The organism is Vibrio nereis NBRC 15637 (genome assembly GCF_001591105.1).
GTDB lineage: Bacteria > Pseudomonadota > Gammaproteobacteria > Enterobacterales > Vibrionaceae > Vibrio > Vibrio nereis.
In genome coordinates, this window is sequence record NZ_BCUD01000014.1 from 64,660 (window position 1) to 82,150 (window position 17,491).

Below are 17,491 nucleotides of genomic sequence, written 5' to 3' on the forward strand. Positions count from 1 at the left end.
CTTTATCTCTAAAACTAAAATCCACCAAGCTCTTTTTCGAACTTCATCATATTATCCGCAAGCTTTTGAGGGTCAACAGAGTAAGAACCGTTGGCAATTGCTTCTTTAATTGCTGCGACCTTTGCTTTATCAAAGCTTGGCTGGCTAACCATTTGATTGTGCATCTCACCCACAGCTTTACCCTGTGCACTAAGGGACACCGCATCCTTTGCCACGGAGGATTGTTTTGCCGCCGATTCAGTTGCTGCTGTATTGCTTTCGTGACGAACTGAGTTCCTGTTTGACGTCGTCAAAGGTTGCCCAGTTCGAATATTATCAATGCCTGCCATGTATGAGCCTTTTAAAAAGTTATAAACCTGTACTGACACTATCGACCAAAAGAAAAATAACTTTAGCCATTTTTTACGGTGACTTAGAAGATAATCGTAACTTCAGATAGACCAGTGACACGTCCTTCAATTATACGGTTGGATTTACTATTTTTCACTCTTATCTGTTCACCATGTATACCATCCGTTAATGCGACGCCTTTGGTGGTTATCGTCATTCCTGACTTTACGGCTCTGATAGTCACGGACTCATTGCGGCATACCACGCAAATGTCATTGGCTTCTATTGCCTCACCCACTCGGAGGTTCTTTTTCGTTTTTGCGCCAATTACAGCATCTACAGAGGAAAAGCCTTGCCGTCTAAAGCGTTGCAAGTCTACCATACTAACAGTGACATCGTGGGCAGAAATAACTTGCCCTCTTGATAGGTTGGTAGTCAAAGTAACTTGTGGCCCGTTTTTACTCACTCGGACGGGAACGTAAACCCGCCAATTGTCTTCAGGGCACTCAATGAGAACAGTGATATTACTGGCATTTGGGTTTGTGGAGCTTGAAGAGCTTGTTAAGCCTGAAGGGCAATCGGTGGCGAATATTCTTTGATCAATGTTAGCAGCAGTAGCACTTAGTGAACCTCCTGGTGGGCTTTCTAAAGTTGAAGTGACATAAGTTTCTGCAGCGTGCTGGATATTTGAAATTTGAGAACCTGTGGCGGCTGATACGGAAAAACTAAAGAAAAATAGGACGCAGCCGATAGACTTGAAAAACAATTTATAGAAAGCTCTACAAATAGCGGTGGGAATTGAGCTTTGGACTGATTGATAACGCATCATTCTATTTCTCGTAATTTTCATGGCATCACGTAGACTACCATTTTTTTGCAAAGAGTTTGAAATGGAGAAGAGCTTATGACGGGTATTCTTGACTCAGTGAATCAGCGTACTCAACTCGTCGGTCAAAACCGATTAGAACTCCTAACGTTTCGTCTAATGGGGCGTCAACGTTACGGTATTAACGTATTTAAAGTAAAAGAGGTTCTTCAGTGTCCTAAGCTAACTGCAATGCCAAACTTACACCCTTTGGTTAAAGGGATTGCGCACATCCGTGGCCACACGGTGTCTGTGATTGATTTGAGTTTAGCGATTGGTGGTCGACCAACAGCAGATATTGATAAAGCGTTTGTTATCATTGCGGAATTTAACCGTTCTATACAGGCATTCCTAGTGTCTTCGGTAGAAAGAATTGTCAATATGCACTGGGAAGCGATTCTTCCACCACCAGAAGGTGCTGGTAAAGCAAACTACCTGACTGCAGTGACCAACATCGATAATGAACTGGTAGAGATTCTTGATGTAGAGAAAATTCTGGCAGAAATCGCGCCAGTGGATGAAACGATGGATTCTACGATCGGGGAAGAGATCACTCAGGCAGAAACTGAGAAGAAAATCGTTCGTCGTATCTTAATTGCTGATGATTCAACAGTGGCAAGAAAACAGGTTGAGAGAGCCATTACATCATTGGGCTTTGAAGTCGTATCTGTCAAAGATGGTAAAGACGCCTATGAAAAACTGCTAGAAATGGCAGAGTCGGGCAGCATTTACGATCAAATATCCTTGGTTATCTCTGATATTGAAATGCCAGAAATGGATGGTTACACCTTAACCGCAGAAATAAGACGAAATGCAGATTTGAAAGATCTCTATGTTATTCTTCATTCATCACTGAGTGGTGTATTTAACCAGGCGATGGTCGAACGTGTGGGCGCAAACTCTTTTATTGCGAAATTTAACCCAGATGAGCTTGGTAATGCAGTGAAATCTGCACTTACAGAATAAAGAGAAGTTAATGACAGCAATAACTATAAGCGATCAAGAATATCGTGACTTCAGCCGTTTTCTAGAGTCTCAATGTGGCATTGTACTGGGTGACAGTAAGCAGTATTTGGTGCGCAGTCGCTTGAGCCCTTTAGTGACTAAATTCAAATTGGGATCGTTGTCTGATTTACTCAGAGATGTAGTAACAGGGCGAAATCGAGAGTTGCGTATTGCTGCTGTGGATGCAATGACAACCAATGAAACCTTATGGTTTCGTGATACGTACCCGTTTACCGTTTTGGCTGACAAGTTATTGCCCGAGATCGCAGCAAACAAACGCCCGATCAAGATTTGGTCTGCGGCAAGTTCATCAGGTCAAGAGCCCTACTCAATGGCTATGACGATACTGGAAACGCAGCAGCGTAAACCCGGCATGCTACCAAGTGTGTCTATCACGGCCACGGATATTTCTGCGAGTATGTTGGATATGTGTCGTGCGGGTATATATGACAACTTGGCGTTAGGTCGTGGTCTTTCACCAGAGCGTCGTCGCACTTTCTTTGAAGACGCTGGCGATGGTCGCATGAAAGTGAAAGATAACGTAAAACGTTTGGTCAACTTTCGTCCGCAAAACCTAATGGATAGCTATGCCTTATTGGGCAAGTTTGACATTATTTTTTGTCGAAATGTGCTGATTTACTTTTCTCCAGAGATGAAGTCGAAAGTGCTCAATCAAATGGCGAATAGTTTAAACCCTGGTGGCTACCTTCTACTGGGGGCGTCTGAGTCACTCACGGGATTAACCGACCGTTTTGAAATGGTACGGTGTAATCCCGGGATTATTTACAAGCTTAAATAATCGTATCAATTTCGCATTCAAGCCCAGTGTTTTTGCTGGGCTTTTTGTTGCCTTTTATATTTCCGTCGTTTGCTATACTGGTGTCGACATTCCTAGTGAGACGCGCTCAATTCGAAAAGTTGGCGTATTTATTGCTGATAATTCTGTGAAAGAGAAACAATCAATGTACATTTTACTTAAACTGGTATGTTAATTGCTTTGGTATTTCATACTAACGGTCAGTTCTTTGTGTAGAGGTTAATATGGCTATTTCTTTCGACAAGGCTCTAGGTATCCACCAGCATACGGTGGGTTTGCGCGAGCGCAATGCAGAGGTGCTTTCCACCAACATTGCGCAGGCCAATACGCCTGGATATAAATCGAAAGGAATGGACTTCCAAAAGGCTTTGCAAGCGGCAACATCCGAGGCAAGCATTGGATTAAACCGAACGGATGGTCGGCATATTTCTGCCTCTACGCAAGCGACAGGGGAAGTACAGTATCGTCTTCCAACTCAACCTGACACAGGTGATGGCAACACGGTTGATGTGGATCTTGAGCGTAACTTGTTTATGCAAAACCAAATCAGGCACCAAGCCTCACTAGACTTCTTAGGAAGTAAATTCAAGAACTTAACGAAAGCGATCAAAGGGGAATAATTAGATGAGCTTATTCAATGTATTCAATGTAACTGGTTCTGCCATGAGCGCTGAATCTGTTCGTCTAAATACGACCTCTAGCAACTTGGCCAATGCAGACAGTATCTCTAGTTCAGCAAAAGATACGTATAAAGCGCGCCACGCTGTGTTTGGTGCAGAGTTAAGTAAGGCGAAGTATGGCAATGACCATACCGTGCCCGTGAAAGTGATGGGTATAGTGGAGAGTGATAAGCCTCTTAATGCGGAGTACAACCCAGATCACCCACTCGCGAACAACGAAGGTTATATCTATAAGCCGAACGTTAACGTGATGGAAGAAATGGCCAATATGATTTCTGCTTCTCGCTCGTATCAGACAAACGTGCAAGTAGCAGATGCAAGCAAACAAATGCTGCTGCGTACGCTGCAGATGGGTCAATAAGGATAAGGAGGTAACGTATGGCCGGTGGCATTAATAATGTTGGTCAAAACAGCTTGTCCTATATCGACCAGCTTAAACAACTTCAAGACAAGAATAAGCCGGATGAGACCACAGGTAAGCAAGACCTAAAGCAAGAGGACTTCTTATCTCTACTCACCAAGCAGCTTGCTCAACAAGATCCGTTTAAGCCGGTCAGTAATGACCAGATGATTGCACAAATGGCGTCCTTCGCGACTGTAGACGGTATTGGCAAAATGAACAATCAGTTTGAAACATTGAATGCTTCGATGACATCGAATCAAGCACTTCAAGCGTCATCTTTGGTTGGTCGTGATGTGTTAGTACCGGGTGCTGCAGGCGTTAAAAAAGACAGTGACGGCATGGCTGCAATGGTTAAGCTTCCTCAATCTGTCGATAACTTGATGGTAAGAGTTGAAGACCAAATGGGGCAGCTTGTTCGTACCTTTGATGCGGGAGCCACACCAGCAGGTGATAACCGTGTTGAATGGGACGGCAAAGATCAAAACGGTAACCCATTGCCAGCTGGCAAATACAAGGTGAGAGCCGCAGGTTTGCTAGAGGGAGAAAGCAAAGAGTTTGAAGTTTCGACTTATGCAAACGTGAATAGCGTTCTTCTCGGTAAAGGTGATGGTAACGTACTGCTCAATCTGGCTGGCTTTGAGTCGCCAGTTCGACTTGCTGAAGTACTAGAAGTTGGTAAAGCGTAGCTCTTAGTAAAGTAGATATGCTAGCTAGATAGGAGATTTTGGAATGTCATATGTTGCATTAAGCGGTCTTTCCGCAGCTCAGTTAGATCTGAATACAACGAGTAATAATATTGCGAACGCAAACACGTACGGCTTTAAAGAGTCGCGTGCCGAGTTTGGAGATGTTTACTCAAATTCACTGTTTACCAATGCGAAAACGACTCCAGGTGGTGGTGTACAGGCGCAAAAAGTGGCACAACAGTTCCACGAAGGCTCAAGTGTTTATACAAACAACCCGATGGATTTACGCATTAGTGGTACAGGTTTCTTCGCTGTTGCAAAAGATCGCTTGTCTCCTACTACCAATGAGTTGACTCGTAACGGTGCTTTTCACCTAAACAAAGACAACTACATGGTGACATCCAACGACGAGTTTTTGCTGGGCTATAAAGTGAATGAAGACACTGGTGATGTTCTCTCTTATGAGCCAACGCCACTTAACATTCCGAAAGAGTTCGGTAAGCCGAAGCAAACTGCCAATATTGAAGTAGGTGTAAACCTGCCAGCAAGTGGTGACTTGAAAGACCCAACAAAGTTCGACTTTAATGATCCTGATTCATACAACCGTTCTACGTCATCCACTATCTATGATTCCATGGGCCAGTCGTACAAGTTAACGACCTACTACCTAAAAGATCAGACGCAGCCTAACACATGGCAAACCTACTACACGGTCACAGACAGTGAAGGTGAAAAAGCACTGAACATTGCTGGTGGTGATGCGACGTCTCCGTCTGGTCATGTTGGCCATACGATGAAGTTTAACAATGATGGCACACTGGCCAGTTTGAACAATGGCAACCCAATAGAATCGGTTCCTCTGGGTGGTGAAGTAGCGGAAGCGCAAGCGCAAGCAAATCCAGCTAATGCTGAGAATGCTGAAAATGTAGATAACGCTGAAAATACCGATGCAGTGGGCGCGACTGAGCAGCCAGCAGTGGCAGGCGGTGCCGGTATTAACCTGAATGGTGCAGACGTTAACCAAACGCTAAACTTCAACCTAAACTCCGCGACTCAGTTTGCAGCGCCATTTGAGCTGACAAAATTTGATGAAGATGGTGCCACCACGGGTTTCTTGACCAAAGTAGACTTTGATGAAAACGGTAGCGTGCTAGGTACCTATTCGAATGGTGAGAATGTGACTCTAGGCCGTGTGGCATTGGTTCGTGTTGCCAATGAGCAAGGCCTGGATAAGAAGGGCGGTACACAGTGGGATTCGACGCAGTTCTCTGGTGATAAGATCTGGGGCGAGTCAAATAAAGGCTCTTTTGGCTCACTCAATAGCGGTACTCTAGAGCAGTCAAACATCGACATGACTCAAGAGTTGGTGGATTTGATTTCGGCTCAGCGAAACTTCCAGGCGAACTCTCGCTCACTTGAAGTACACAATCAAACCCAACAAACAATCTTACAGATTCGATAATCTCTAAGTAACGCATTGCAATAATTTAGATGGCAAGCTGGTGGCAATCACTCGCTTGCCATTGTTGCCGCCTGAACAAAATCTCCTCAGATCTACATTTTATTTTCGCCTTCTTAAGTTTAAGTTATTGAAAAATAATCAATTTTAATATATGGCACATCAATTGCTTTAAATGATCCTGAATTGTGATTGTTGGAGCAAATTTATGGATCGTGCACTCTTTCTCGCCATGAGCGGTGCCAAGCAAAACATGCAGGCACTGCAGCTTAGGGCAAACAACCTAGCAAACGTCAGCACAACAGGCTTTCGCGCGGATTTAGCACAAGCTCGTTCCATGCAGGCCTACGGTGAAGGTTTGCCTAGCCGAGTTTTCAGCATGACTGAGCGCCCAGGGCATAATTTCCAGCAAGGCAGTGTGATTACCACAGGCCGCGATTTAGACGTGACGATTCAAGGTGATGGTTGGATATCCGTACTCGATAAAATGGGTCAAGAAGGCCTCACTCGTAACGGCAACTTAAAAATCGATGCTACTGGCTTGTTGACGAGCGGCAATGGCAATTTGGTTCTAGGCGAAAATGGTGCTCCAATCACGTTGCCGATTCCAGTAAGCAAAGTAGAAATCGGTTCCGACGGTACAATCTCGGTGGTGCCTCAAGGCGCGCCAGCGGACGCTATGCAGATCGTCGACCGAATTAAGCTCACTCGAACCAACAACCAATCACTTTTCAAAGATGTAAACGGTTTATTCCGTGCCAAAGATCCTAATGCGGCATACGAAGCAGATGCCGGCGTCAAACTGCTTACGGGCGCAATTGAAGGCAGTAACGTCAACGCGATTGGCGAAATGACCAGCTTGATCGACCTCCAACGTCAGTTCGAAATGCAGGTCAAGATGATGAATACCGCAGAAGACATGGACAAAGCGTCTGATTCTCTGCTTCGTATGAGCTAATAGATTTTTAGGAGATTGTTATGCATCCAGCATTGTGGGTAAGCAAAACGGGCTTAGACGCTCAGCAAACAAACATTTCAACGATTTCGAATAACTTGGCCAACGCCTCGACAGTTGGTTACAAAAAAAGTCGCGCGGTATTTGAAGACTTGTTCTACCAAAATATTAACCAACCTGGTGGCCAGTCTTCACAGAATACGGAACTGCCTAGTGGATTGATGCTGGGTGCCGGTTCTAAAGTGGTGGCGACGCAAAAAGTGCACACGCAAGGTAACACCCAAACGACAAACAACAGCCTCGATATGATGATCGAAGGCGATGGCTTCTTCCAAGTTTTGATGCCAGACGGCAATATCGGTTACTCGCGCAATGGCCAGTTTACCGTTAACGATGAAGGGGTCATTGTTACGTCCGGAGCAGGGTATGCGCTAGAGCCTGAAATTGCCATTCCTGAAGACGCAATCAGTATTACCATCGGTACGGATGGTGAAGTCTCGGTTCGCGTTCGTGGTCAGCAAGATAACCAAGTGGTTGGTCAAATCACGACGGTTGATTTCGTTAACCCTGGTGGTTTAGAGCCGATAGGGCAAAACCTTTACTTGCCAACAGGTGCCAGCGGCGATCCTCAGGAAGGGGTTCCTGGTCTGGATGGTTTTGGTGATATTCGTCAGTCAATGTTGGAGACTTCTAACGTGAACGTGACGGAAGAGTTGGTCAATATGATTGAAGCTCAACGTGTGTATGAAATGAATTCTAAAGTCATCTCTGCGGTTGATAAGATGATGAGCTTTGTTAACCAGCAACTGTAATTGTCGCTTGTAGAGGGTAGAAAGATGAACCGTATACTGACTCTTCTGGTCGTGGCTGTAATGTCGGGTTGCTCGATGCTTCCTCCGCCAATAGAAACGCCAGATGTTGTTGAAGGGACAACCACAGTGGACGCTGTTGAAGGGGATAAGTCGGCAGACGATAACAGCGGCATCGTTGATACGCTACGCGGCAGAACGGATCCGGTTGCGGGAGACCCTGCCTGGGCACCAATTCACCCTAAGCAGCAACCAGAGCACTATGCGGCTGAAACCGGTTCTTTATTCAACTCAGCGCGTTCCACCAGCTTATATGATGACTCTAAACCGAGAGGGGTGGGCGACATTATCACAGTGACGCTGAATGAAAGCACCAAAGCGGCGAAAAGCTCAGACGCGGATCTATCCAAAAACAACGACGCAACCATGGACCCACTAGAGGTCGGCGGCCAGCAGTTAAATGTTGGTGACTATAACTTCTCTTACAACCTAAGCAACGATAATTCATTCAGCGGCAGTGCAGCGGCAAACCAAAGTAACAGCATCTCGGGGTCTATCACCGTTGAGGTCATTGAAGTCTTAGCTAACGGCAATTTAGTGATTCGCGGCGAAAAATGGCTAACGCTTAACACGGGCGATGAATACATTCGCTTGAGTGGCACTATTCGCCCGGATGATATTGCTTACGACAATACCATCGCTTCTAATCGTATCTCGAATGCCAGAATCCAATATTCAGGCACTGGGACTCAGCAAGATATGCAAGAGCCAGGATTCTTGGCACGATTCTTTAATGTATCTCTCTAATCCCATCTTAAGTCGCTTTTTTGGCATATCAAGAAAGCAGGCACAGAGTTAGAGTTAAAGGTATTCCGATGAAGAAGCTGATTCTTATATTTACTAGTCTTCTGCTACTTGCGATGCAAGCTCAAGCCGCGCGTATCAAAGACGTAGCGCAAGTGGCAGGTGTACGCAGTAACCAATTGGTAGGCTATGGTTTGGTCACCGGTTTACCGGGCACTGGCGAATCAACTCCCTTTACCGATCAAAGCTTTAACGCCATGTTGCAAAAGTTTGGTATTCAGTTGCCACCGGGCACCAAGCCAAAAACCAAGAACGTAGCTGCTGTCATTGTTACTGCAGAGCTTCCAGCTTTCTCAAAACAAGGCCAAACGATTGATGTGACAGTCTCTTCCATTGGGGCGGCAAAAAGTTTACGTGGCGGCACGCTAATGCAAACCATGCTAAAAGGCTTAGATGGGCAAGTCTATGCCGTCGCACAAGGCAATTTAGTGGTCAGTGGTTTTAGTGCAAACGGTGCCGATGGTTCGAAAATTGTCGGTAATAACCCGACAGCGGGCATGATCTCAAACGGTGCGATTGTTGAGCGTGAAATTCCAACGCCATTTAGCCGTGGTGACTACATTACGTTTAACTTACTAGAGTCCGATTTTACCACTGCGCAACGAATGGCTGACGCGGTTAATAACTTCTTAGGTCCACAAATGGCATCTGCCGTTGATGCGACCTCAGTCAAGGTCAGAGCACCTAGGGACATTTCCCAAAGAGTGGCATTCCTTTCCGCAGTAGAAAACCTCGAATTTAATCCCGCAGATGGCGCGGCAAAAATTATCGTTAACTCTCGTACGGGTACGATTGTGGTCGGTAAGCACGTTCGTTTGAAGCCAGCTGCAGTGACGCACGGTGGGATGACGGTAGCGATAAAAGAGAATTTAAATGTCAGTCAACCTAATGCATTCGGTGGCGGTGAGACAGTCGTCGTACCTGATAGCGATATTCAAGTGTCTGAAGCTCAAGGAAAAATGTTTAAGTTTCAACCAGGTTTGACGCTTGATGATTTGGTTCGAGCGGTTAACGAGGTTGGTGCTGCCCCTTCTGATTTGATGGCGATTTTGCAAGCGCTGAAACAAGCGGGTGCAATTGAAGGTCAGTTGATCATCATTTAACGGAGTCGAATATGATTAATAACGGTAATGATATTGGCTTTATTCATGACATTGCGGGCTTAGATCAGCTTCGTAAGCAGGCTGTGAATGGTGATGAGCAAAGTGAAAAAGAGGCCTTAACTGCAGCGGCAAAGCAGTTTGAAGCAATCTTTACCTCGATGCTGTTCAAATCGATGCGCGATGCTAACTCTACGTTTGAGTCCGGTTTGATGGACAGTCAAAACCAGCAGTTCTACCGTCAGATGATGGATGAGCAGATGTCCAGCGAGCTTAGCTCATCAGGCTCTCTTGGTTTGGCGGATATGATTGTCGCGCAGTTAACATCGGGTTCCGTCGATAACCCAAATGCTTCAAGTCGCAATACTGACTTTGAAGCACTGATGAAAAAAGTGGATCGCATTCGACACGCACAAGAGCACACGCCAGTGCCAGCAGCTCAAAACGTGCCTGAAACGGTACCGACTCAGCGTGCAGAAGCGACACCAACTAGACATACTTTCGATTCGCCTGAGTCATTTGTGTCATCTATGCGTCCGTACGCGAAAAAGGCGGCAAGTGCCCTCGGTGTTGACTCGTCTTTATTACTTGCTCAGGCCGCTCTGGAAACGGGGTGGGGGCAAAAGTTGGTCAGCAATAGCCGCGGTAGCAGCAATAACTTATTTAACATCAAAGCAGACAGAAGCTGGGCTGGCGATAAAGTTGCAACCCAAACCCTCGAATATCACCAAGGGGTTCCGGTTAAAGAAAAGGCGGCATTCCGTTCTTACAACAATTTTGAAGAAAGCTTCAATGACTATGTTCGCTTTTTGAATGACAACCCTCGCTACACTATGGCACTTCGCCACGGTGGCAGCTCAGAACGCTTTATAGAAGGTATCCATAAAGCGGGCTACGCGACCGATCCTCAGTACGCGAGTAAAGTACTTCGAGTCAAGGCTAAAATCGATCAGATGTAATAAGAGCTCACCTTCGGGTGAGTTTTTTTATCCTGTTACTCCACCTTTCACTTCAATACCAATCGCACAGTAGCACTTCCAGTTACTGTTTTTAATTTGGCATATATATTGCTTTGTAACTAAGTAGATACTCAGTTTCGACTGATTTTAAAAGGTTTATTGGGGGCAATATGGCGTCTGATCTTCTGAATCTTGGTTCGCAAAGCGTACTGACGGCTCAGAGACAATTAAACACCACAGGTCATAACATCTCGAACGCAAATACCGAGGGTTATAGCCGTCAATCGGTGATACAAGGCACAAACATGCCTCGCCAGCTTGGTGGTGAAACCTACGGTATGGGCGTGCATGTGGAAAAAGTTCGCCGATCGTGGGATCAGTTTGCCGTTAATGAACTCAATGTCTCGACCACCAGTCACGCCCGTAAGCTAGACGACGAAGTCAACCTAGAGATGCTTTCTAGTATGCTTTCATCGGTGGCATCTAAGAAGATCCCCGAAAACCTAAACGAATGGTTTGATGCCGTAAAATCTCTGGCAGATACCCCGAACGATGTGGGTGCGCGTAAAGTTGTACTCGAAAAAGCGAGCTTAATTACTCAAAACCTGAACGATTTCCACGAAACTATTCGTCGTCAATCCGATGTAACAAACAAGAAACTGGATCTTGGTGTAGAGCGAATGAACCAATTGGCGGTCGAAATTCGTGACTTGCACCGATTGATGATGCGAACGCCTGGCCCTCACAACGATTTAATGGATCAGCATGAGCAACTCATTAATGAGCTGTCTGAGTACACCAAAGTCACGGTGACACCACGCAAAAACGCGGAAGGTTTTAACGTTCATATTGGTAACGGGCACACCTTGGTGTCTGGTACTGAAGCAAGCCAATTGACCATGATTAATGGCTACCCCGATGTCCATGAGCGCCGTCTGGCGATGGTGGAGGGAAAAGGCATTAAAGCGATTACTACCAAAGATATCGATGGAAAATTGGGTTCAATGCTCTCCATGCGTGATGAGAAAATTCCGCAGATCATGGATGAGCTAGGTAAGCTTGCCGTCGCATTCTCTCATGATATCAACCAACTGCAATCACAAGGTCTAGATTTGAAAGGCAATGTCGGCGGGCTGATGTTTACTGATGTGAACTCCGACATTATCGCGAAATCTCGTGTCGTGACATCGTCTGACTCGACTGCTGATTTAGCCGTCTATATTGAAGATACTTCACAACTTGTTGGTGGCGAATATTCACTTCAATCGAATGGTAGTGAGTACTATCTTACGCGCCCGAACGGAGATCAATCTATGGTTTCGGTCGTCGATAATGCCATCACTGTGGATGGCCTCAGAATACAAATTAATTCTGATTTAGCTGTTGGTGAGAAAGTGCTGCTTAGACCAACGCGCAACGGCGCAGCGCAGATGAAAATGGAAACCAATGACCCAAGTCAGATCGCGGCGCAGAGCTACGAAGCTTCTACCACTTTTGCACAAGGCAGCGCTCAGTTTGCCATCGAAAGCAGCGGTGCACTGCGCGAGTTCGAGGTCATCATTTCACCGGATGGGAAGCAATTTGCCGTCACTGATCCTGAAGGCAAGGTGCTTCTTTCACCACAAAGCTATCCACCTGCTGGTGCGGTAACGGTGCAAGGCACGACTTTTGAATTATCGGATGGGGCATTACCCAATGATAAATTTACGGCAAACCTTGTCCCTTCAGAAGGAGACAACGGTAACCTGCTCAAAATGCAAAATCTCCAGACCGAGAAAAAGCTCAACGATGGCGAATCAACAGTTCTAGATATTTACCACAACTTGAATACCGATATCGGTTTACAAATGTCGACAGCATCGCGCATGACCGACGTTTCACGGTTAGAAAAAGAGGCGGCACAAGAGCGCATCGCGTCGATATCGGGCGTGAACTTAGATGAAGAAGCGGCCAACATGATGAAGTTTCAGCAAGCGTATATGGCTTCATCACGCATTATGCAAGCCGCTAACGACACCTTTAACAGCATCTTGGCATTGAGGTAGGGGGCGTAAATGTTAAATCGAATTTCGAGCTTCCATAACTATCAGTCAGTTCAAAACGATCTGCGTCGTCAAGAAACGAAAGTGCACCACAACCAAGCGCAGTTAGCGTCTGGTAAAAAGTTGATGAAAGCCAGTGATGATCCTTTGGCGACGCACTATATCCAGAACATTAGTCAACAGAAAGAGCAACTCCGTCAATATAACGATGCCATTGTCTTAACGCGTAATCGCCTAGAAAACCATGAAGCGATTATCTCTAATGCGGAAAGTACAACGGACGAAGCAAAGCGCACTGTTATGGAGATGATCAACGGCTCTCTGTCGCCTGACGATCGCTTAGCAAAACGCAGAGAAATTCAGGAACTGGCGAATAACTTCCTCAATCTCGCTAACATTCAGGATGAAAGTGGTAACTATATCTTCGCTGGAACGAAACCGAAGAATCAGCCGTTTTTCCGTGATAGAAACGGTGAAGTGACCTACGCGGGCGATGATTACCAAAGAAAAATGAAAATTTCCAATAGCTTAGAAATGCCGATTAATGATCCCGGCAGCAAGTTGTTTATGGAAATTGATAACCCGTATGGCGACTTTGAGCCTCAGTATGAATTAAAAGAGGCATCAGAGCTGTTGCTTGAGCGCGCCATTAACCAGAATCCAGATGATCAGTCTACGTATAAAGTGACCTTTGTGGATATGCCGGAAGGAAAGTATGGCTATCAACTCGAACGTGATGGTTCGGTTGTCAAAGCCGATTTCTTTGAACCGTCAAAAGGGATTCAGTTTGAAGGCGTCACGATTCAGGTAAAAGGGCAGCTCACGAAAGGTGATGCAATAACGCTTGAACCACGCCAAACGTACAGCGTATTTGATACGTTTAAAGAGGTGATGGAGCTAGCTTCGGGTTCCGTCTCGGACGCGTCTAATACGGCAAAACTGCATCAATTCACTGAAGAGCTTCACGCTGCTTTTATACATTTAAACAAAGCCAGGACGGATGTAGGTGCGAGGCTTAGCACGTTAGACATTCAAGAAGAGCAGCACGACGACTTTCAGATCACGTTGGCGAAATCCCAAAGTAATTTTGAAGATTTGGATTATGCAGAGGCGATTATTGAATTTAATGAAAACTCGCGCGCGCTGCAGGCTTCTCAACAAGCGTTTGGTAAAACAAAAGACTTAACGCTGTTTAACTATATATAGCGACAAACAAGTATATAGAGAACAGAAAGTCTTAAGAGCAATGCCTTAAGACAGTAGGCCAAGCCTGACAAGTTACTTAGTGATAAAGCTAAGGCAATCAGGTGGCAAAGATAGCGGCAAACGTGTTGCCGCAATAATTGAACAAAAAGCAAACGGTGCATGAACACATTATGCTTGCCTGCTAAGTCGATGAAATACAAATACAATTAAGTTTAATGAGTTGTTTTTTAAACTTGGCACATAAATTGAATTGTCTAATGCAGAGTTTGAAAAATAGGTTTTAAGCAAATTTTTTTGCTTAGCAAGGCATTTTACGGTCAGTGCTTCCAAATGAGATTAAGCTGGCCGCTTCGCAAGCACTTGCGAACTCACTAGGAGAGCAAACTATGACCATAACAGTAAATACTAACGTATCGGCAATGACCGCTCAGCGTTACCTTGATAAAGCCACTGGTGATTTGACCACATCGATGGAACGCCTGTCTTCCGGTCAAAAAATCAATAGCGCAAAAGATGATGCTGCCGGCCTGCAAATCTCAAACCGTTTAACGGCCCAGTCTCGTGGCCTAGACGTAGCGATGCGCAACGCGAACGATGGTATTTCGATTGCACAGACAGCAGAAGGCGCAATGAATGAATCGACGTCGATTCTACAGCGTATGCGCGATCTGTCGCTGCAATCTGCTAACGGTACTAACTCAGACTCTGAGCGTGTAGCGATTAACGAAGAAGTAACGGCACTGCAAGATGAACTAAACCGTATTGCTGAAACGACTTCTTTTGGTGGTCGTAAGCTTCTTAATGGTACATTTGGCGAGGCATCTTTCCAGATCGGTGCAAGTTCAGGTGAAGCTGTAATCATGGGCCTAACAAGTATTCGTGCCGATGATGATCGTATGGGCGGACAAACGTTTATTGCCGACCAAGGTAAAGGTAAAGACTGGGGAGTGCCGGCGAACGCAACAGACCTTAAGTTAGACTTTACAACCAAAGACGGCGAAGCTGTTACTATCGATATCCTAGCTAAGCAGGGTGACGATATTGAAGAACTAGCAACTTACATTAATGGTCAGACAGATTTGCTTAACGCATCTGTGGACCAAGACGGTAAGCTGCAAATCTTTGCCGCAGAACCAAACCTAGAAGGTAACATGGCTATTTCTGGTGGTTTAGCGGGTGAGCTTGGTCTAGCTGGTGGACCAGGTGCGCAGACAACGGTTCAGAGCATCGATGTACGCGATGTTGGTGGTGCGCAAAATGCAGTGGGTATTATTGATGCAGCATTGAAATATGTTGACTCTCAGCGTGCGGATCTGGGTGCAAAGCAGAACCGTTTAAGCCACAGCATCAACAACTTGGCCAACATCCAAGAAAACGTCGAAGCATCGAACAGCCGTATTCGCGATACCGACTTTGCGAAAGAAACAACAGCGATGACGAAATCACAAATTCTGCAACAGGCGGGAACTTCAATACTCGCTCAAGCAAAACAGTTGCCAAACTCTGCAATGTCACTATTGCAGTAGTGGTCAACCTCTTCACTAACGTAAACCCAGACGTGGGGTTAGTGAAGATTTGACGGCAAACATAGGTATTTGCTCCTAGAGGCTCTCTCTCATACCTGCCTCTGTGAATTATTTACCTATGTAGTAGCCAAGCTTTGATCATTTCTCTCGATCTCCGCAATGCCTGGCTAACCCTCTAGCCCCAGTTCTCTCAAAGGAAAGGGGCTTTCTTTTATCTGCAGTAACACCAACCTAAATACGTTTTTATAGACGATTATCTGCTCTCCTACTTATCCCAATTGGCATAAGCATCCTATGCCGTCCAACTTGCTGAAAACTTTAGTCCCAGAATTCAAAACTACTTAGCGTGTCTAATTTCTCATGAAATATGCATGTGATTGTGAGTTATTCGTTCATATGCATTAAAGCTGCACAATTTTTAGTCGCTAAAAAGGTACTTTGAGAGAACTCATTGGTTTTCCGAGACGTCGGAAAGCTTTCGGAAGTTCCGGCAAATGGAAATCAATAGGAGAGACCAATATGGCCGTTAACGTAAATACTAATGTTGCAGCAATGACAGCGCAGAGGCATTTGAATAATGCTACCAGTGCTCAGCAAACCTCAATGGAAAAGCTGTCTTCAGGCTTTAAAATTAACAGTGCAAAAGACGATGCCGCAGGCTTGCAAATCTCGAACAGACTGAACGTTCAGAGCCGAGGCTTAGACGTAGCTGTGCGTAACGCGAATGATGGTATATCCATGGCCCAAACCGCAGAAGGGGCGATGAATGAAACCACCAATATTTTACAACGTATGCGAGATCTTTCACTCCAATCTGCCAATGGTTCTAACTCAAAATCTGAGCGCGTGGCAATTCAGGAAGAGATCACTGCGTTAAATGATGAACTCAACCGCATTGCAGAAACAACATCATTTGGTGGTAACAAGCTTCTTAATGGCACGTTTGCAACTAAGTCTTTCCAAATCGGCGCAGATAATGGTGAAGCAGTGATGCTAACACTTAAGAACATGCGTAGTGATAATACGATGATGGGGGGGAATAGCTATCAAGCAGCGAATGCGAAAGGTGCGGATTGGCAGGTTGATGGCACGGCAAACGATCTGACCATCTCGCTAACGGACAAAGACGGAGATGCGCAAACCATCACGATCAATGCCAAAGCTGGTGATGATATCGAAGAGTTGGCCACATACATTAATGGTCAAACAGATATGGTCAAAGCATCAGTCAATGAAGATGGAGAGATGCAGATCTTTACAGACAACAATAAAGTCGACGGTGCCGTTACTTTTGGCGGAGACCTGAACACCGAATTGGGTTTTTCTGGGCCGTCAGCTGTGACCGTTGATAAGATTGACGTTACAAGTGTGGGTGGAGCGCAAGAATCCGTTGCGATAGTCGATGCAGCGCTGAAGTTTGTCGATAGTCACCGTGCGGAGCTAGGTGCTTTTCAAAATCGCTTCAACCATGCGGTAAACAACTTAGACAACATTAATGAAAATGTGAACGCGTCTAAGAGTCGTATTAAAGACACAGACTTTGCGAAAGAGACGACAGCATTGACTAAATCTCAGATTTTAAGTCAGGCATCAAGCTCGGTTCTCGCGCAAGCTAAGCAGGCTCCTAACTCAGCATTGGCACTTTTAGGCTAATCTTATCAGTTAGAGATCGCTCATCTAAAGAACCTAGTTACGACTGGGTATTAGTTAGAGGGATGAGTGTAGAATGGTTTCTTACCAGAAAAAAGAAAACCCAGCTTAATGCTGGGTTTCTAATCGATGGTA

The 17,491-nt window shown here is 45.4% G+C and carries 17 protein-coding genes; 15 read left to right on the forward strand and 2 right to left on the reverse strand.

Going from position 1 to position 17,491, the window contains the following annotated elements:
• Positions 1-14: 14 nt before the first annotated feature.
• On the reverse strand, positions 15-329 hold the full coding sequence (gene flgM, locus VNE01S_RS14360; RefSeq protein ID WP_053396945.1) for a flagellar biosynthesis anti-sigma factor FlgM: 315 nt from the start codon (positions 327-329) through the stop codon (positions 15-17).
• Between the two features lie 83 nt (positions 330-412).
• Positions 413-1,156 (reverse strand): flagellar basal body P-ring formation chaperone FlgA, encoded by a 744-nt coding sequence (gene flgA / locus VNE01S_RS14365; protein ID WP_373278571.1) that lies wholly within the window; start codon positions 1,154-1,156, stop codon positions 413-415.
• A 78-nt stretch (positions 1,157-1,234) separates the two neighbouring features.
• On the opposite strand from flgA, the gene VNE01S_RS14370 reads away from it, so the two are divergent.
• The 15 genes from VNE01S_RS14370 (at position 1,235) to VNE01S_RS14440 (ending at position 17,359) form a co-directional block, all read left to right on the forward strand.
• Positions 1,235-2,161, forward strand: coding sequence for a chemotaxis protein CheV (locus VNE01S_RS14370; protein WP_053396947.1), 927 nt, complete (start codon positions 1,235-1,237; stop codon positions 2,159-2,161).
• 10 nt (positions 2,162-2,171) lie between these two features.
• The gene (locus VNE01S_RS14375; RefSeq protein ID WP_053396948.1) at positions 2,172-2,999 is read left to right on the forward strand and encodes a protein-glutamate O-methyltransferase; all 828 of its coding nucleotides are present in this window, start codon (positions 2,172-2,174) and stop codon (positions 2,997-2,999) included.
• A gap of 242 nt (positions 3,000-3,241) precedes the next feature.
• Positions 3,242-3,637 carry a flagellar basal body rod protein FlgB gene (gene flgB, locus VNE01S_RS14380; protein ID WP_053396949.1) on the forward strand — a complete coding sequence of 132 codons (396 nt, stop codon included), beginning with the start codon at positions 3,242-3,244 and terminating at the stop codon, positions 3,635-3,637.
• 4 nt (positions 3,638-3,641) lie between these two features.
• A complete protein-coding gene (gene flgC / locus VNE01S_RS14385) occupies positions 3,642-4,058 on the forward strand; it encodes a flagellar basal body rod protein FlgC (protein WP_053396950.1) in 417 nt (138 codons plus the stop codon).
• 17 nt (positions 4,059-4,075) lie between these two features.
• Positions 4,076-4,786 (forward strand): flagellar hook assembly protein FlgD, encoded by a 711-nt coding sequence (gene flgD / locus VNE01S_RS14390; protein ID WP_053396951.1) that lies wholly within the window; start codon positions 4,076-4,078, stop codon positions 4,784-4,786.
• 43 nt (positions 4,787-4,829) lie between these two features.
• Positions 4,830-6,248: a flagellar hook protein FlgE gene (locus VNE01S_RS14395; RefSeq protein ID WP_053396952.1), complete on the forward strand. Its 1,419-nt coding sequence runs from the start codon at positions 4,830-4,832 to the stop codon at positions 6,246-6,248.
• 205 nt (positions 6,249-6,453) lie between these two features.
• Positions 6,454-7,203, forward strand: a complete 750-nt coding sequence (flgF, locus tag VNE01S_RS14400) for a flagellar basal-body rod protein FlgF (RefSeq protein ID WP_053396953.1) — start codon at positions 6,454-6,456, stop codon at positions 7,201-7,203.
• Between the two features lie 20 nt (positions 7,204-7,223).
• On the forward strand, positions 7,224-8,012 hold the full coding sequence (gene flgG, locus VNE01S_RS14405) for a flagellar basal-body rod protein FlgG (protein ID WP_053396954.1): 789 nt from the start codon (positions 7,224-7,226) through the stop codon (positions 8,010-8,012).
• A gap of 24 nt (positions 8,013-8,036) precedes the next feature.
• Positions 8,037-8,816: a flagellar basal body L-ring protein FlgH gene (gene flgH, locus VNE01S_RS14410; RefSeq protein ID WP_053396955.1), complete on the forward strand. Its 780-nt coding sequence runs from the start codon at positions 8,037-8,039 to the stop codon at positions 8,814-8,816.
• 68 nt (positions 8,817-8,884) lie between these two features.
• The gene (locus VNE01S_RS14415) at positions 8,885-9,976 is read left to right on the forward strand and encodes a flagellar basal body P-ring protein FlgI (RefSeq protein ID WP_053396956.1); all 1,092 of its coding nucleotides are present in this window, start codon (positions 8,885-8,887) and stop codon (positions 9,974-9,976) included.
• 11 nt (positions 9,977-9,987) lie between these two features.
• On the forward strand, positions 9,988-10,932 hold the full coding sequence (gene flgJ / locus VNE01S_RS14420; RefSeq protein ID WP_053396957.1) for a flagellar assembly peptidoglycan hydrolase FlgJ: 945 nt from the start codon (positions 9,988-9,990) through the stop codon (positions 10,930-10,932).
• 170 nt (positions 10,933-11,102) lie between these two features.
• On the forward strand, positions 11,103-12,977 hold the full coding sequence (gene flgK, locus VNE01S_RS14425; RefSeq protein ID WP_053396958.1) for a flagellar hook-associated protein FlgK: 1,875 nt from the start codon (positions 11,103-11,105) through the stop codon (positions 12,975-12,977).
• A 9-nt stretch (positions 12,978-12,986) separates the two neighbouring features.
• Entirely contained in the window at positions 12,987-14,180 is a 1,194-nt protein-coding gene (gene flgL, locus VNE01S_RS14430) for a flagellar hook-associated protein FlgL (RefSeq protein WP_053396959.1), read from the forward strand.
• 386 nt (positions 14,181-14,566) lie between these two features.
• Positions 14,567-15,706 (forward strand): flagellin, encoded by a 1,140-nt coding sequence (locus VNE01S_RS14435; protein ID WP_053396963.1) that lies wholly within the window; start codon positions 14,567-14,569, stop codon positions 15,704-15,706.
• A gap of 519 nt (positions 15,707-16,225) precedes the next feature.
• On the forward strand, positions 16,226-17,359 hold the full coding sequence (locus VNE01S_RS14440; RefSeq protein ID WP_053396960.1) for a flagellin: 1,134 nt from the start codon (positions 16,226-16,228) through the stop codon (positions 17,357-17,359).
• Positions 17,360-17,491: the final 132 nt, after the last annotated feature.

Excerpts from the sequence above, each read along its gene's own strand:
- flgM (WP_053396945.1), bottom strand. The coding sequence starts at position 329 with ATGGCAGGCATTGATAATATTCGAACTGGGCAACCTTTGACGACGTCA.
- flgA (WP_373278571.1), bottom strand. The coding sequence starts at position 1,156 with ATGCGTTATCAATCAGTCCAAAGCTCAATTCCCACCGCTATTTGTAGA.
- VNE01S_RS14370 (WP_053396947.1), top strand. The coding sequence starts at position 1,235 with ATGACGGGTATTCTTGACTCAGTGAATCAGCGTACTCAACTCGTCGGT.
- VNE01S_RS14375 (WP_053396948.1), top strand. The coding sequence starts at position 2,172 with ATGACAGCAATAACTATAAGCGATCAAGAATATCGTGACTTCAGCCGT.
- flgB (WP_053396949.1), top strand. The coding sequence starts at position 3,242 with ATGGCTATTTCTTTCGACAAGGCTCTAGGTATCCACCAGCATACGGTG.
- flgC (WP_053396950.1), top strand. The coding sequence starts at position 3,642 with ATGAGCTTATTCAATGTATTCAATGTAACTGGTTCTGCCATGAGCGCT.
- flgD (WP_053396951.1), top strand. The coding sequence starts at position 4,076 with ATGGCCGGTGGCATTAATAATGTTGGTCAAAACAGCTTGTCCTATATC.
- VNE01S_RS14395 (WP_053396952.1), top strand. The coding sequence starts at position 4,830 with ATGTCATATGTTGCATTAAGCGGTCTTTCCGCAGCTCAGTTAGATCTG.
- flgF (WP_053396953.1), top strand. The coding sequence starts at position 6,454 with ATGGATCGTGCACTCTTTCTCGCCATGAGCGGTGCCAAGCAAAACATG.
- flgG (WP_053396954.1), top strand. The coding sequence starts at position 7,224 with ATGCATCCAGCATTGTGGGTAAGCAAAACGGGCTTAGACGCTCAGCAA.
- flgH (WP_053396955.1), top strand. The coding sequence starts at position 8,037 with ATGAACCGTATACTGACTCTTCTGGTCGTGGCTGTAATGTCGGGTTGC.
- VNE01S_RS14415 (WP_053396956.1), top strand. The coding sequence starts at position 8,885 with ATGAAGAAGCTGATTCTTATATTTACTAGTCTTCTGCTACTTGCGATG.
- flgJ (WP_053396957.1), top strand. The coding sequence starts at position 9,988 with ATGATTAATAACGGTAATGATATTGGCTTTATTCATGACATTGCGGGC.
- flgK (WP_053396958.1), top strand. The coding sequence starts at position 11,103 with ATGGCGTCTGATCTTCTGAATCTTGGTTCGCAAAGCGTACTGACGGCT.
- flgL (WP_053396959.1), top strand. The coding sequence starts at position 12,987 with ATGTTAAATCGAATTTCGAGCTTCCATAACTATCAGTCAGTTCAAAAC.
- VNE01S_RS14435 (WP_053396963.1), top strand. The coding sequence starts at position 14,567 with ATGACCATAACAGTAAATACTAACGTATCGGCAATGACCGCTCAGCGT.
- VNE01S_RS14440 (WP_053396960.1), top strand. The coding sequence starts at position 16,226 with ATGGCCGTTAACGTAAATACTAATGTTGCAGCAATGACAGCGCAGAGG.